This window comes from Cereibacter azotoformans (genome assembly GCF_021391315.1).
GTDB lineage: Bacteria > Pseudomonadota > Alphaproteobacteria > Rhodobacterales > Rhodobacteraceae > Cereibacter_A > Cereibacter_A azotoformans.
Genome location: NZ_CP090021.1, coordinates 894,274 through 908,416, shown reverse-complemented (window position 1 = coordinate 908,416; position 14,143 = coordinate 894,274). Strand labels below are relative to the sequence as shown.

The 14,143-nt window shown below is 69.5% G+C and carries 13 protein-coding genes; 8 read left to right on the top strand and 5 right to left on the bottom strand.

Annotated features, from left to right (window positions below; all coding sequences use genetic code 11):
- The first annotated feature begins 56 nt into the window (after positions 1–56).
- The 4 genes from LV780_RS04500 to LV780_RS04485 all read left to right on the top strand — a co-directional run bounded on the left by LV780_RS04500 (position 57) and on the right by LV780_RS04485 (position 4,413).
- Positions 57–350, top strand: a complete 294-nt coding sequence (locus LV780_RS04500; RefSeq protein ID WP_011908069.1) for a virulence factor — start codon at positions 57–59, stop codon at positions 348–350.
- A gap of 28 nt (positions 351–378) precedes the next feature.
- Entirely contained in the window at positions 379–1,311 is a 933-nt protein-coding gene (locus tag LV780_RS04495; protein ID WP_108221420.1) for a methylenetetrahydrofolate reductase, read from the top strand.
- Positions 1,308–2,282, top strand: coding sequence for a methyltetrahydrofolate cobalamin methyltransferase (locus LV780_RS04490; RefSeq protein ID WP_108221405.1), 975 nt, complete (start codon positions 1,308–1,310; stop codon positions 2,280–2,282). Before LV780_RS04495 ends, LV780_RS04490 begins: the two co-directional genes overlap by 4 nt.
- Before the next feature lie 109 nt (positions 2,283–2,391).
- On the top strand, positions 2,392–4,413 hold the full coding sequence (locus tag LV780_RS04485; RefSeq protein WP_108221404.1) for an ASKHA domain-containing protein: 2,022 nt from the start codon (positions 2,392–2,394) through the stop codon (positions 4,411–4,413).
- Positions 4,414–4,470: 57 nt separating this feature from the next.
- Here LV780_RS04485 and tspO read toward each other — a convergent pair whose 3' ends face one another.
- From tspO to LV780_RS04470, 3 genes are read right to left on the bottom strand one after another with little or no spacing between them, the layout of a single operon-like run.
- A complete protein-coding gene (gene tspO, locus LV780_RS04480; protein ID WP_101340601.1) occupies positions 4,471–4,950 on the bottom strand; it encodes a tryptophan-rich sensory protein TspO in 480 nt (159 codons plus the stop codon).
- A 29-nt stretch (positions 4,951–4,979) separates the two neighbouring features.
- Positions 4,980–6,044 carry a 15-cis-phytoene synthase gene (crtB, locus tag LV780_RS04475; protein ID WP_101340600.1) on the bottom strand — a complete coding sequence of 355 codons (1,065 nt, stop codon included), beginning with the start codon at positions 6,042–6,044 and terminating at the stop codon, positions 4,980–4,982.
- Positions 6,041–7,597, bottom strand: coding sequence for a phytoene desaturase (locus LV780_RS04470; protein ID WP_101340599.1), 1,557 nt, complete (start codon positions 7,595–7,597; stop codon positions 6,041–6,043). Before LV780_RS04470 ends, crtB begins: the two co-directional genes overlap by 4 nt.
- A gap of 157 nt (positions 7,598–7,754) precedes the next feature.
- On the opposite strand from LV780_RS04470, the gene crtA reads away from it, so the two are divergent.
- Genes crtA through bchO form a run of 4 tightly spaced genes read left to right on the top strand, consistent with a single transcriptional unit; the run spans position 7,755 to position 12,343 of the window.
- Positions 7,755–8,759 (top strand): spheroidene monooxygenase, encoded by a 1,005-nt coding sequence (crtA, locus tag LV780_RS04465; RefSeq protein WP_108221403.1) that lies wholly within the window; start codon positions 7,755–7,757, stop codon positions 8,757–8,759.
- Positions 8,760–8,763: 4 nt separating this feature from the next.
- Positions 8,764–9,768, top strand: a complete 1,005-nt coding sequence (gene bchI, locus LV780_RS04460) for a magnesium chelatase ATPase subunit I (protein WP_108221402.1) — start codon at positions 8,764–8,766, stop codon at positions 9,766–9,768.
- On the top strand, positions 9,765–11,468 hold the full coding sequence (locus LV780_RS04455) for a magnesium chelatase subunit D (protein WP_101340617.1): 1,704 nt from the start codon (positions 9,765–9,767) through the stop codon (positions 11,466–11,468). Before bchI ends, LV780_RS04455 begins: the two co-directional genes overlap by 4 nt.
- A gap of 2 nt (positions 11,469–11,470) precedes the next feature.
- Entirely contained in the window at positions 11,471–12,343 is an 873-nt protein-coding gene (gene bchO, locus LV780_RS04450) for an alpha/beta fold hydrolase BchO (protein ID WP_101340597.1), read from the top strand.
- Positions 12,344–12,421: 78 nt separating this feature from the next.
- Here the strand turns inward: bchO and idi are convergent, their stop codons facing one another.
- Both idi and LV780_RS04440 read right to left on the bottom strand, forming a co-directional pair.
- Positions 12,422–12,955: an isopentenyl-diphosphate Delta-isomerase gene (idi, locus tag LV780_RS04445; RefSeq protein ID WP_108221401.1), complete on the bottom strand. Its 534-nt coding sequence runs from the start codon at positions 12,953–12,955 to the stop codon at positions 12,422–12,424.
- Positions 12,956–12,957: 2 nt separating this feature from the next.
- Positions 12,958–14,142, bottom strand: a complete 1,185-nt coding sequence (locus LV780_RS04440; protein ID WP_101340595.1) for a geranylgeranyl diphosphate reductase — start codon at positions 14,140–14,142, stop codon at positions 12,958–12,960.
- Position 14,143: the final 1 nt, after the last annotated feature.

The following is a 14,143-nucleotide window of genomic DNA, read 5'->3' as shown; positions in this document are numbered from 1 at the left end:
CGACGCCGGGTGCGGCGTTCCGCCTCGTATGACGGGCTGAGGAAGGGGAATCGTCGATGCCCGAAGTGACCATCGTCTACTGGCGAGACATTCCGGCCCAGGTGATCGTGGGCCGGGGCCGCAAGGGCACCAAGAGGCCCCTGCCCGAGCGGTTCGAGCAGGCGATCGACCGCTGCGCCATGAAGATCGGCGCACGGGACAGCGATGCCTACATGGCCGAATGGCGCAAGGCCTCGCACGAGGCCGAGGGGGAGCCAGAAGCCCTCGCCCGCGCAACGGCCGAACGTCTCGAGGCCGACTACGACTCCGCGCGCCTCCGGGCGCTGATCGACAACGATGGCCGGGCCTGACCTGCCCCGCCGCCTGAAGGAGGCCGCCATGGCGCTTTTCAAACTCCGCCGCGAGGCGACCGCCCCCACCGCCCCCGCCCCCGTCGAGGCGCTGCTGAAGGGCTATTCGATCGAGGTCATGCCGCGCACCGCCGAGAAGGTCGCGGACTTCCGCGACCTGCTGCCCCGCGGCACCCGCGTCTATATCGCCCATATCGACGGCACGCCGATCGAGGACATGGTGGCGACGGCCAAGCGCCTGACCGCCGAAGGCTTCCCGGTCATGCCGCATTTCCCGGCCCGCATCATCCGCGACCGCGCGACGCTGGCCGACTGGATCGCGCGCTATCGCGGCGAGGCCGACGTGAAGCAGGGGCTGATCCTGGCGGGCGGCCTCCGCGCGCCGCAGGGCGAGTTTCATTCCTCGATGCAACTGCTTGAAACCGGCCTCTTCGACGGGTTCGAGCGGCTGCATGTCGCGGGCCACCCGGAAGGGTCGAAGGACATCGACCCCGACGGCTCGGACCGGATGGTGATGGAGGCGCTGCGCTGGAAGCAGGCGTTTTCAGAGCGCACCGACGCGAAGATGGCGATCGCCACCCAGTTCTGCTTCGAGCCCGACCCGGTGATCGCCTGGGCCGAGCGGCTGGCGGCCGAGGGGATCGCGCTGCCCATCCATATCGGGATCGCCGGCCCCGCCAAGCTTCAGACCATGATCAAGTTCGCGGTCGCCTGCGGCGTCGGCCCCTCGATGCGGGTGCTGCAGAAGCGCGCGATGGATGTGACCAAGCTTCTGCTGCCCTACGAGCCCACCGACTTCGTGAACGGCATCGCCGCGCACAAGGCGAAGAACCACATGTTCGGCATTGAATCCGTGCACTTCTTCCCGCTGGGCGGGATCAAGGCCAATGCCGAGTGGGTCACCGCCAACGGCGGCCGATCCGGCATTCCGGCCAATTCTGATGCAAAGGTTGAAGCATGACCCGTACCGTCCTTGAATCGAAAACGAAAACTGTCGTAATCGGCTTCGACGAACCCTTCTGCGTGATCGGCGAGCGCATCAACCCCACGGGCCGCAAGAAGCTGGCGGCCGAACTGGAGGCCGGCGATTTCTCGACCGTCGAGAAGGACGCGCTGGAGCAGGTCGCCTGCGGGGCGATGGTGCTGGACGTGAACTCGGGCGCGGTCTTCACCAACAGGATGGCCGAGGATCCGCGCTATGCCGACAACAACTTCGTCGAGCCGCCGCTGATGAAGGAGCTGGTCGCCCGCATCCAGGCGATCACCGACGTGCCGCTCTGCATCGACAGCTCGGTGCCCGGCGCGCTCGAGGCGGGGCTGGCCACCTGCGAGGGCCGCCCGCTCTTGAACTCGGTCACCGGCGAGGAGGAGCGGCTGGAACTCGTCCTGCCGCTGGTGAAGAAATACAACGTGCCGGTGGTGGCGATCTCGAACGACGATACCGGCATTTCGCCCGATCCCGACGTGCGCTTCGCGGTGGCGAAGAAGATCGTCGAGCGCGCGGCCGACTTCGGCATCCCGGCGCATGACATCGTGGTCGATCCGCTGGTGATGCCGGTGGGCGCGATGGCGAGCGCGGGCCAGCAGGTCTTCGCGCTGGTGCGGCGCCTGCGGGATGAGCTGGGCGTGAACACGACCTGCGGCGCCTCGAACGTCTCGTTCGGCCTGCCGAACCGGCATGGCGTGAACGCGGCCTTCCTGCCGATGGCGATCGGCGCCGGCATGACCTCGGCGATCATGAACCCGGTGCGCTCGGTCGAGATGGAGGCGATCCGCGCCGCCAACCTCTTGATGAACCACGACGCGAACGGCGGCGAATGGATCCGCTTCTCGCGCATCCTCGACGCGGTGAAGGAAGGGGCGAGCTTCCCCGAGGCTTGCGCCGCGCAGGCCGCCGCCGGCGGTCGCGGTCGCCGTCGCGCCCGCGCCTGAGGCCTACGCCACCGAAAACGGGGGCCGCGTCCGCGCGGCTCCCTTCGCATGTTCCCGTGCCGGTGCCATATCCGATCCATCCTTCCGCCCTGACGACGGAGCCCGTTCCATGTCCGATCCGCTGGTCATCTTTACCCCCTCGGGCAAGCGCGGCCGCTTTCCGGTCGGCACGCCCGTGCTCACCGCAGCGCGCCAGCTGGGCGTGGACCTCGATTCGGTCTGCGGCGGCCGCGGCATCTGCTCGAAATGCCAGGTTCAGCCGGGCACGGGCGAGTTCGCCAAGCATGGCGTGACGGTGGCGGCGGATGCGCTCTCGCCCTGGAACGCGGTCGAGGAACGCTACCGCTCCAAGCGCGGCATGATCGACGGCCGCCGCCTCGGCTGTCAGGCGCAGATCCTGGGCGACGTGGTGATCGACGTGCCGCCCGAAAGCCAGGTGCACAAGCAGGTCATCCGCAAGTCGGCGGCCGAGCGGGTGATCGCGATGGACCCGGCCACCCGCGCCCTCTACGTCGAGGTGGCCGAGCCCGACATGCACGAGCCCTCGGGCGATTTCGAACGCCTGCAAACCGCGCTTCGCGAACAGTGGGGGGTCGAGGGCGTCGTGGCGGACCTCGCGATCCTGCGCCGCCTGCAGGCCGTGCTGCGCAAGGGCGGCTGGAAGGTGACGGTGGCGCTGCACAAGGGCAACCACGACGCGCGCCCCCGCATCCTGGACCTCTGGCCCGGTTTCCACGAGGGCGGGCTTTACGGGCTGGCGATCGACCTCGGCTCCACCACCATCGCCGCACATCTGTGCGATCTGGGCGACGGGCGGGTGCTGGCCTCGGCCGGGGTGATGAACCCGCAGATCCGCTTCGGCGAGGATCTGATGAGCCGCGTCAGCTATGCGATGATGAACCCCGGCGGCGACATCGAGATGACGGCTGCCGTGCGTCAGGCCATCGACCGCCTTGCGGTCGAGATCGCGGCCGAGGCGGGGGTGGAGCCCGCCTCAATCTACGAGCTGGTGTTCGTCTGCAACCCGGTGATGCACCACCTGCTGCTGGGCATCGACCCGGTGGAGCTGGGACAGGCGCCCTTTGCGCTCGCGACCGGCGGCAGCCTGTCGCTGGATGCGCGCGACCTGGAGTTGTCATCTGTCAACCGTGCGGCGCGGGTCTATGTGCTGCCCTGCATCGCGGGCCATGTCGGCGCCGACTGCGCCGCGGTCGCGCTGTCGGAAGAGCCGCAGAAATCGCGCGACATGGTGCTGATCGTCGATGTCGGCACCAACGCCGAGATCCTTCTGGGCAACGAGACCCGCGTGCTGGCCTGCTCCTCGCCCACCGGCCCCGCCTTCGAGGGGGCGCAGATCTCGTCGGGCCAGCGCGCGGCGCCGGGCGCCATCGAGCGGGTCGAGATCGACCCCGCCACCAAGGAGCCGCGCTTCCGGGTGATCGGCTGCGACCTCTGGTCGGACGAGCCGGGCTTTGCCGAGGCGGCCGGGCCGATCACCGGCATCTGCGGCTCGGGGATCATCGAGGCGGTGGCCGAGATGCGGATGGCGGGGCTTCTGGACGCGCGCGGCCTGATCGGCTCGGCCGACCAGACCGGCAGCGCGCGCTGCGAACCGGACGGGCGCACGCATTCCTGGCTGCTGCACGACGCCTCGGCCGCGGGCGGGTCGCGCATCCTGGTCACGCAGGGCGACATTCGGGCGATCCAGCTGGCGAAATCGGCGCTTTACGCGGGCGCGCGGCTTCTGATGGACGAGCTGAGCATCGAGCGGGTGGACCGCGTGGTGCTGGCCGGGGCCTTCGGCGCCCATATCAGCGCGAAACATGCGATGGTGCTGGGCATGATCCCCGACGTGCCGCTGGACAAGGTCGTCTCGGCCGGCAATGCGGCGGGCACCGGCGCGCGGATCGCCCTGGCATCGGTCGCGGCGCGGGATGCGATCGAAGACCTCGTCCACGACATCCACAAGGTCGAGACCGCGATCGAGCCGCGCTTTCAGGAGCATTTCGTCAACGCGAATGCGATCCCCCATGCGGTCGATCCCTTCCCCTGCCTGCGCGGGCTGGTGACGCTGCCCGAGGTCAGCTTCAACACCGGCGGGGGCGCCGACCGCCGACGCCGCCGGGGATAGGCCGGAAAGCAAAAGGCGGCGCCCGAAGGCGCCGCCCGAGAGGATGGCCGCCGGACTTCAGGCCCGGGCTTCGGGGCGGCTCCAGTTCAGGCGCACCGCCTCGAGGTTCAGGCCGGTCGCGGCCGTGGCCCAGATCAGGTAGGGCACGAACAGCACGCCAGCCCAGGTGTCGAGCTGGAAGAAGCTCCACATCGTCGCGGCCACGAAGAGCCACATCACGACGACGACCCCGAGCGCCGTCGCCATCCGCTTCAGCCCGAAGAAGACGGGGGTCCAGAGCGTGTTGAAGGCAAGCTGGGCGGCGTAGAAGGCTAGCGCCTGCCCCGACCCATCAAGCTGCGCCACCCGCATGGCGGCCAGGCTCATCAGGAAATAGAGCGAGGTCCAGGCCAGCGGGAACACCCAGCGCGGGGGGTTCCACCAGGGCTTGTTCAGATTGTCATACCATTCGTCGGGCTTCATCAGCGCCCCCGTCGTCGCGGGCGCCCCGCAGGCGGCGAGGAAGGTGAGGAAAAGAGCCCAGTCCATGTTCATCATCGTTACTCCGGATCTACCTGCAAGAGAACCTAGATCGGGTTGACCCGGTTCCCCATCCTCTGCCGGGCAATCTGCCTGTCCTGCGCCTCGAGCTGGGCGAGGACCGCGATCAGCGCCTCGGACCGGCCGCGTTGCGGTCGGGCACGGGCGGCGGCGTTGACGAGGAAGGCAACCTCCGGCTCGGGCGCCGCATGAAGCGTCGCGCAGCCGGGTCCGATCGGGGTGAGAGCGGCGCGCGTGGCCGAGACGGCCAGCCACACCAGTTTCTGCCGCTTGTTGGTGAAGGCGCGGCGGGTCACGCTGTCATAGCCATTGCGCGCGATCTCGCGGCCGATCGCCGCATAGATATGGCGCGCGGCGTAGATGCCGGGGCGGCAGGCCAGCGGCAGGCCGCAGACACCCGATTCCGAGCGGTAGTAGAGCCGGTCCGCCGCCCGCAGCAGGCGGCGCGTCACGGCGCGGATGCGGTCGCAGGCGACGGGGTTGCCAAGGAACTCCTCGACCGGAAGCCCCGCCTCCTCCATCCAGTCGCGCGGCAGGTAGATCCGCCCCGAGCGCGCGTCGGTGCCGACGTCGCGCGCGATGTTGGTCAGCTGCATGGCCAGTCCGAGATCGCAGGCCCGCGCCAGCACATCGGGATCGCGCACGCGCATGAGGACGCACATCATGGCCCCCACCGCCGCCGCGACCCGCGCCGAATAGTCCAGCACGCCCGAGAAGGTGTCGTAGGACTTGCCCACCGCATCCCAGGCCAGCCCCTCGAGCAACGCCTCGGGCAGGGTGCGCGGCATCTCGAACTCTTCGACCACGGCGGCGAAGGCACGGTCGGCCGGCGCGTTGCGCGGCCGACCGGCATAGACGAGGTCCAGCCGGTCGCGCAGGCTGAGGACCGCGCGCCGCTTGGCCTCGGCATCTTCCTGCTGGCCCTCGTTCACCGCCTCGTCCACCGCATCGTCCGCGACGCGGCAGAAGGCATAGAGAGCCAGCGACGGCGCCCGCACCTTCTCGGGCAAGAGGCGCGAAGCCGCGTGGAAGGAGTAGGAGCCGGTGCGGATCAGCTCGCGGCAGGCATCGAGGTCGGCTGTGGCAATCATTCCGCGGCCAGCCTTTCAGCGGGTTCGGCCTCGCGGCGCGCGCGCGGCGCGTCGGGGGCGAGCTTGGCCATCACTTCGGCCGAACCGATCACACCGGGCACGCCCGCGCCCGGATGGGTGCCGGCGCCGACGAGGAAGAGGCCCTTGACCTCCTCCGAGATGTTGTGCGGCCGGAACCAGGCCGACTGCAGGATGCGCGGCTCGATCGAGAAGCCGGCGCCCCAGGGGCTGAGATAGCGGTCGCGGAAGGTTTCGGGCGTGAAGACCAGCGACGGCCCGATGCGGTCGCCGATGCCGGGCATCGACTCCTCGAGCACCTCGAGCACGCTCTGCCGGTAGGGCTCTTCCATCGCCTGCCAGTCCACCGGGTTGGCATGTTTCAGGTGCGGCACCGGCGAGAGGGCGTAGAAGGTGTCGTCGCCCTCGGGCGCCACGGTCGGGTCGGTGATCGAGGGCCGGTGGATGTAAAGGCTCATGTCCTTGGCCAGCTTGCCCTTGAGGAAGATGTCCTCGACCAGCCCCTTGTAGCGCGGCGCGTTGATGATCGTGTGGTGGCCGACGTCCGACCACATGCCCTTCGTGCCCTTGGTGCCGAAATACCAGACGAAGAGGCCCATCGACCAGCGGCGGCTTTTCACATGGGCGTCGGTCCACCGCTTGCGCTTGTGGTTGCGCAGGAGCCGCATGTAGGTGTGCCCGGCATCGGCGTTCGAGACCACGAGACCCGCGCGCAGCACCTCGCCCGAGGCGAGCCGCACGCCCTTCGCCTCGCCGTTCTCGACGACGATCTCATCGACCTCGGTGTTCATGCGGAAGGCGCCGCCCTGCCCCTCGATCACCTGGGCCATCGCCTGCGCGATCGCGGCCACCCCGCCGATGGCGTAGTGGACCCCGAATTCCTTCTCGAGCTGGCTGACGAGGATATACATCGAGGTGACGTTGAAAGGGTCGCCGCCGATGAACAGCGGGTGGAACGACAGCGCCATGCGCAGCCGCTCGTCCTGCACGCGCCGGGCGGCGTGCTGGTAGACCGACCTGTCGGCCCGCAGCATCCCGAAGGTCGGCAGGACCTTGATGAGATCCCACAGCTTGTGCATCGGCCGGCGGCCGAGGTTCTCGTAGCCGAACCAGTAGCGTTTCTCGCTGTCCTTGAGGAACGTCTCGTAGCCCGCGACGTCACCGGGCGACAGGCGCGCAATCTCGGCCTTCATCGCCTCGGTCGATTGCCGGACGGTGAAGTTCGACCCGTCGGGCCAGCGCACCTCGTAGAAGGGATCGACCGGCTTGAGAGCCACATCCTTGTCGAAATCGCGCCCGCAGGTGGCCCACAGGTCGCGCAGCGACTGGGGGACGGTGACGATGGTCGGCCCAAGGTCGAAGCGGTGCCCCTCCTGCGTGATCGAGGAGCCGCGCCCGCCGGGAACGTCCAGCTTGTCGATCACGGTGACGCGCCAGCCCTTGGCGCCGAGCCGCATGGCCGCGGACAGACCCCCGAGCCCCGAGCCGATCACAATGGCATGGTCGGCATCGGATACATGCTTGGTCGCGGGCATGGGTCTGTCTCCTGCAGGGCCTGTCAACATGCCGCCTACAATAGACTGTCTAGTCAGGTTTACAATGCGGCTTGAGGGCGGTGCGACTTCGCGACTAATGTCGGGCCGCTAAGGAACGGTGTTTGATCGCGCCCACCCCATCTGCAGGAGGAATGACATGCAGACCGTCACTCTCAGTATCTTCCGGTTCAACGAGTTCGAAAAGCGGCTCTGGGTGCTCGGTCAGATGACCGCGAACAAACTGGGCATGCACTACCTGCCGAAGGCCAGTTTCTGGAAGATGTTCGGCTCGGGGACGGGTCAGGGCTTCACGCCGAAGCCGAACTGGCACGTCTGGAGCATCCTGGCCGTCTGGCCCGACGAGGAGACCGCGCGCAAGGAAGTGGCCGAATCGCCCATCTACCAGCGGTGGGGCAAGATGGCGGACGAGAGCTACACGGTGCTCCTGTCGCCCACCAGCGCCTGGGGCCAGTGGGACGGCAAGGAGCCCTTCGCGCCGGTCAAGCCCTCGCCGGACGTGCGGCCTATCGCCGCCCTCACCCGGGCCACCATCAAGTTCTGGAAGGCCGAGCGGTTCTGGGCGCGCGAACCCGCCATTTCCCACATGATCGGCAAGAACAAGGACGTGGTCTTCAAGATCGGCGTGGGCGAGGTGCCGTTCCTTCAGCAGGTGACCTTCTCGGTCTGGCCCGACTCGAAGTCGATGGAAGAGTTCGCCCGCGGCGCCGGCGGCCCGCATGGCGAGGCCATCAAGTCGGTGCGCGCCGAGAACTGGTTCAAGGAAGAGCTTTATGCCCGCTTCCAGATTCTCGGATCGATTGGTAAGTGGGAAGGCAAGGACCCGGTGGGCGAGGCGCTGAACGCGCGTCCGGCCGCGGCTCCGAAGCCGGCCGTCGAGGCCCCGAAACCCGCTCCGGCCCCGGTTGTGGAAAAGCCCGCTCCGGCCGTCGAAGCGCCGAAAGCTGCCCCGGCGCCGGTTGCGGAAAAGGCCGCCGTCGCCGTCGAGATGCCGAAACCCGCCCCTGCCGCCGCGGCGCCGAAGCCGGCCCCGGTTGTCGAGGCCCCGAAACCCGCACCCGCTCCGGTGACTTCCAGACCGCAGGGCGGCAAGCCGAACTTCAAGGGCAAGCCCGGCAAGGGCGGCCGCAAAGAGAACGCCTGACGCAATGAAAAACCCCTTCCCCTTCTCGGCCATCGTCGGTCAGGAGCAGATGAAGCAGGCCATGGTGCTGACTGCGATCGACCCGGGCATCGGCGGCGTGCTGGTGTTCGGCGATCGCGGCACCGGGAAATCCACCGCCGTCCGTGCGCTCGCGGCGCTTCTGCCGCTGATCAAGGCGGTCGAGGGCTGCCCCGTGAACTCTGCCCGGCCCGAGGATTGCCCGGAATGGGCGCAAGTCTCCTCCACCACGATGATCGAACGGCCGACGCCCGTCGTCGACCTGCCGCTCGGCGTGACCGAGGACCGTGTGGTGGGCGCGCTCGACATCGAGCGCGCCCTCACCCGCGGCGAAAAGGCCTTTGAACCCGGCCTGCTCGCCCGCGCCAACCGCGGCTATCTCTATATCGACGAGGTCAACCTGCTCGAAGATCACATCGTGGACCTGCTGCTTGATGTGGCGCAGTCCGGCGAGAACGTGGTCGAGCGCGAGGGCCTCTCGATCCGCCACCCCGCCCGTTTCGTGCTGGTGGGCTCGGGCAACCCGGAAGAAGGCGAGCTGCGTCCGCAGCTTCTGGACCGCTTCGGCCTGTCGGTCGAGGTCCGCTCGCCCCGCGACGTGGAGACCCGCGTCGAGGTCATCACCCGCCGCGACGCCTATGACGCCGACCATGAGAATTTCATGGCGAAATGGGGCGCCGAAGACATGCAGCTGCGCGGCCGCATCCTTGGTGCACGGGCGGCCCTGCCCACGCTCAAGACGCCGAACACCGTGCTGCACGACTGCGCGGCGCTCTGCATCGCGCTGGGATCGGACGGTCTGCGGGGCGAACTGACGCTTCTGCGCGCGGCGCGGGCGCAGGCGGCCTTCGAAGGCGCCGAGGCCGTCGGCCGCAGCCATCTGCGCTCGGTCGCGACGATGGCGCTGTCGCACCGGCTGCGGCGCGATCCGCTGGACGAGGCCGGATCGGTGACCCGCGTCGAGCGCTGCGTGGCGGAGGTTCTGCCCTGACACATCCCGCCGCCCCCGAGCCGCTTTCGCCTTGGGAACGGGCCGAGGCGGCTCTGACGTTGCTCGCGGTCGATCCGGTCGGCCTCAAGGGCCTCTGGCTTCGCGCGCGGGCCTGTCCGCTGCGGGACAGGGTGACGGCGGCGCTGTCCGCGCTGCCGCTGCCCCTCCGCCGCATCCATCCCACCATCGGCGACGATGCCCTGTTCGGCGGGCTCGATCTGGCCGCGACGCTCTCGACCGGCTCGCCGGTGGTTCAGAAGGGAATCCTCGACGAGCCCGCGGCGCTGGTTCTCGCCATGGCGGAACGCGCGACGCCGGGTCTTGCCGCCCGGATCGGCACCGCGCTCGACGAGCCGCGCCACTGCCTGATCGCGCTCGACGAGGGCGCCGAGAGGGACGAGCTTCTGCCGCTGGGCCTCGTGGACCGGCTGGGGCTGTTCATCGACATCGACGGCCTGCCATGGGGCGACACGCGCGACATCGCGATCGACCCGGAACGTCTGGCCGCGGCCCGCGCCCGTCTGGCGGGCGTGAAGACCCCGGCCCGCGCGGGCGAGACGCTGGCCCGGGTGGCCGCGCAATGCGGCATCGCGAGCCTTCGGGCGCCGACGCTGGCGCTGGCCGCGGCCCGCGCACAGGCCGCCTGGGAAGGCCACGAGGCGATCACCGAGGATGACCTGCGCCGCGCCGCCGATCTGGTCTTCGCCCACCGCGCGCTGCCCGCCTCGGAAGAGGCCCCGCCCGAGCCCGAGCCGGAACCGCCCGAGGATCAGCCCGACGACACCCCGCCGCCGCCCGAGCAGGAGCAGCAGCAGGGGGAGGAGCTTTTCCCCGAGGAGATGCTGGTCGAGGCGGTGCGCGCCGCCCTGCCCTCGGACCTGCTCGAGCAGTTGGCCGCCGGCCGCGCGGCGCGCATGGCGCGCGGCGCCACGGGGACCGGCTCGGCCAAGTCGGGCAACCGCCGCGGTCGCCCCCTGCCCTCGCGCATGGGTCGCCTCGGCACGGGCGCGCGGATCGATCTGGTCGGCACGCTGCGGGCCGCGGCCCCCTGGCAGCCGCTGCGCCGCCGCCAGCAGCAATCGGACGCCATCCTTCTGGTGCGCCCCTCGGACATCCGCATCAAGCGTTTCCGTGAGACCTCGGACCGGGTCCTGATCTTCGCCGTGGACGCCTCGGGCTCGTCGGCAATGGCGCGCCTGTCGGAGGCCAAGGGAGCGGTGGAACTGCTGCTGGGCCAGGCCTACGCGCGGCGCGACCATGTCTCGCTGCTGGCCTTCCGCGGCCGCGACGCCGAGCTGATCCTGCCGCCGACCCGCAGCCTCGTGCAGACCAAGCGCCGGCTGGCGGGGCTGCCCGGCGGGGGCGGCACGCCGCTTGCGCACGGGCTGCGGCTGGCGCTGGCGGTGGGGTTGCAGGCCCGCGCGCGGGGGATGACCCCGACGGTGGCGCTTCTGACCGACGGGCGCGGGAACATTGCCCTCGACGGTTCGGCCAACCGGGCGCAGGCCGAGGAGGATGCGTTGAAGCTCGCCGCGTCGCTGCGCGCCTCGGGCCTGCCGGCGATCGTGATCGACACGGCCAACCGGCCGCAGCCCTCGCTGGCCAACCTCGCCCGTGCCCTCGACGCGCCTTACATCGCGCTGCCGAGGGCCGACGCCCACCGGCTCTCGTCGGTGATCGGTGCGGCGATGGGAGACTGATCATGGATCTCGACCGGATGCCCCTCGACTGGCCCGGCCGAGAGTCCATGCGGCGCATCGACTGCCCGCCGCACCAGTGGTGCGTGCTGGACAAGGGCACCGGCCCGACCGTGCTGCTCTTGCACGGCGCGGGCGGGGCAAGCCACTCCTGGCGCAACCTCGTGCCGCTCATGGTGCCGCACTACCGGATCGTCGCGCCGGACCTGCCGGGCCAGGGCTTCACCAGGGCCGGGCAGCGGCGCTTCTCGCTCGACGCGATGGCCGAGGACATGGCGCGGCTCTCGGCGGCCGAGGAATGGTGGCCCGCCGTCATCATCGGCCATTCCGCCGGGGCGGCGCTCGCGCTGCGGCTGGCCGAGATCCTGCCCACGCCGCCCCGTGCCGTGGTGGGGATCAACGCGGCCCTTGGCAATTTCGAGGGAACGGCGGGCTGGCTCTTTCCGCTGATCGCCAAGATCCTCGCGCTAAATCCCTTCATCCCGCCGATCGCCGCCCGGCTGTTCGGGGTCGAGGACCGGGTGCGCAAGCTGATCGGCGCCACCGGCTCGGAGCTCGATGAGGCGGGCCTGCGCCAGTATGTGACGCTGATCGGCGACCATGTGCATGTGGACGGGACGCTGTCGATGATGGCGCAGTGGCGGCTGGACAAGCTGCAACGCCACCTGCCGGCGATCGACGTGCCGACGCTGCTGATCGCGGCGGCCGGGGATGGCACGGTGCCTGCCCGCATCTCGCGCGAGGCGGCCGGCCGGATGCCCTTCGGCCGCTATGTCGAGATCCCGCGCCTCGGCCACCTCGCGCATGAAGAGGATGCGGCGGCCGTGGCCGCGATTCTTCTGCCCTGGATCGCCGAGCGGCTGCATCCGCCGGGCTGAGGCCACGCTCCCTTTGCGAAGCGCAAATGGAAAGGGCGGCCAACCCTGCGGCGGCCACCCTCTCCCGTCACGACCGGCCTACTGCACCACGCGCAGCTTGCCGAAGATCCGCTCCATATGTTCGGCGAGGTAGATGCGCAGCCAGGGCGTGAACCGCTCGGGATGCTCCTCGACCTCGCGGGCAAGATCGTGCAGATCGACCCAGCGCGTCTCCCAGACTTCCTCGGGGTCGGGCGCCACCGGCAGATCCTGCGGAGCCTCGGCCACGAAGATGTCCACCACCTCATGCTCGATCAGCCCCGAGCCGACGTCAGCGCGATATTCCACCTGATCGGCGAAGACCGTCACGAGGCCGGTGATCCCCAGCTCTTCGCGCAGGCGGCGGACGGCGCAATCGGCCGCCTCCTCGCCCCAGCGGGGATGGGTGCAGCAGGTGTTCGCCCACAGGCCCGGCGTGTGATACTTGCCGGCAGCCCGGCGCTGGATCAGCACCGACTCGCCCGCCATGACAAAGACCGAGATCGCCTTGTGGCGCAGGCCACGCTGATGCGCCTCGAGCTTCTCGACCGGCATCAGCCGGCCATCGACCCAGGCGGGAACCATCTCCTGCATGCTCACGTCCATTGCGGCGACACCAGTCGCGTCAGGTGCATCACGTTCTTGAACCCGATCTTGATGTGGGCCCAAGGCTGTTTGCTGGTCAGCTTCTTGTTCATGTAGGACTCGAAGGTCAGGCGCTGGACATCGACATCGTGGCAGAGCGAGACGAACCGCTCGCGCCGCTCGTCGTCGCGATAATAGGCATCCTGCATCGAGCGGAGAACCTTGAACACGGTCTTGTGGTCGGCCATGAACAACTTGCGCGCAAGCTGCAGGTCGGTCGCCCGGCCCGACTTCAGTGCGGCGAGGCAGGCCTTGGCCGCCACCTGGCCGCCGACAAAGGCGTAGTAGATCCCCTCGCCCGACGAAGGCGCGACGACACCCGCCGCATCGCCCGCCAGCACCACATCCTTGCCATTGTCCCACTTGTCGAGCGGTTGCAGCGGGATCGGCGCGCCCTCCTTGCGGATCGTCTCGCACTGGTCGAGCCCGGCCTGCTTGCGCAGCAGCGCGGTCGCCTCCTTGAGGTCGAACCCGTGGATGCCCGTCCCCATCCCGACCGAGGCGGTCTGGCCATGCGGGAAGATCCAGCCGTAGAAATCGGGGCTGACGCGGCCGTCGTAGATCACGTCGCAGCGCGTCGGGTCGTAGTCGATGGCCGCACTGCTCGGCGGCTTGATGATCTCATGGTAGGCGATCACCATCGGGATCTTGTCGCCGCCGGGCACCTCGGCGCGGGCCACGTCGGACTTCGCGCCGTCGGCGCCGATCACGAACTTGGCCTCCGACCGCTTTTCCTCGCCCGTCGCCTTCTCGCGCCACACGACCCAGGTGTGGAAGCTGTCCCGCTCGATCCGCACGAAGGTGCCGGTCAGCCGCTCGGCCCCGGCCTTGGCGGCGCGGCAGCGGAGCCATTCGTCGAAATGCTCGCGGTCCACCATGCCGACGAAGCCGCCCTCGATCGGGATATCGACCTTGCGGCCGGTGGGCGAGATCATCCGCGCGGTGCGGATGCGCGCCACGATCTGGCTGTCGGGAATGTCGAAATCCTCGATCAGCCGGGGCGGGATGGCCCCGCCGCAGGGCTTGATCCGCCCGGCGCGGTCCAGAAGCGCCACGCGCTTGCCGGCACGGGCCAGCTCATCGGCTGCCGTGGCGCCCGACGGGCCGCCACCCACTACGAAGACATCATAGGCCATG

Bases quoted from the DNA above. Each gene is read 5' to 3' on its own strand.
- LV780_RS04440 (WP_101340595.1), bottom strand. From the start codon at position 14,142: ATGGCCTATGATGTCTTCGTAGTGGGTGGCGGCCCGTCGGGCGCCACG.
- bchI (WP_108221402.1), top strand. From the start codon at position 8,764: ATGAAAAACCCCTTCCCCTTCTCGGCCATCGTCGGTCAGGAGCAGATG.
- idi (WP_108221401.1), bottom strand. From the start codon at position 12,955: ATGCAGGAGATGGTTCCCGCCTGGGTCGATGGCCGGCTGATGCCGGTC.
- LV780_RS04485 (WP_108221404.1), top strand. From the start codon at position 2,392: ATGTCCGATCCGCTGGTCATCTTTACCCCCTCGGGCAAGCGCGGCCGC.
- LV780_RS04500 (WP_011908069.1), top strand. From the start codon at position 57: ATGCCCGAAGTGACCATCGTCTACTGGCGAGACATTCCGGCCCAGGTG.
- crtB (WP_101340600.1), bottom strand. From the start codon at position 6,044: ATGATTGCCACAGCCGACCTCGATGCCTGCCGCGAGCTGATCCGCACC.
- LV780_RS04490 (WP_108221405.1), top strand. From the start codon at position 1,308: ATGACCCGTACCGTCCTTGAATCGAAAACGAAAACTGTCGTAATCGGC.
- tspO (WP_101340601.1), bottom strand. From the start codon at position 4,950: ATGATGAACATGGACTGGGCTCTTTTCCTCACCTTCCTCGCCGCCTGC.
- bchO (WP_101340597.1), top strand. From the start codon at position 11,471: ATGGATCTCGACCGGATGCCCCTCGACTGGCCCGGCCGAGAGTCCATG.
- LV780_RS04470 (WP_101340599.1), bottom strand. From the start codon at position 7,597: ATGCCCGCGACCAAGCATGTATCCGATGCCGACCATGCCATTGTGATC.
- crtA (WP_108221403.1), top strand. From the start codon at position 7,755: ATGCAGACCGTCACTCTCAGTATCTTCCGGTTCAACGAGTTCGAAAAG.
- LV780_RS04495 (WP_108221420.1), top strand. From the start codon at position 379: ATGGCGCTTTTCAAACTCCGCCGCGAGGCGACCGCCCCCACCGCCCCC.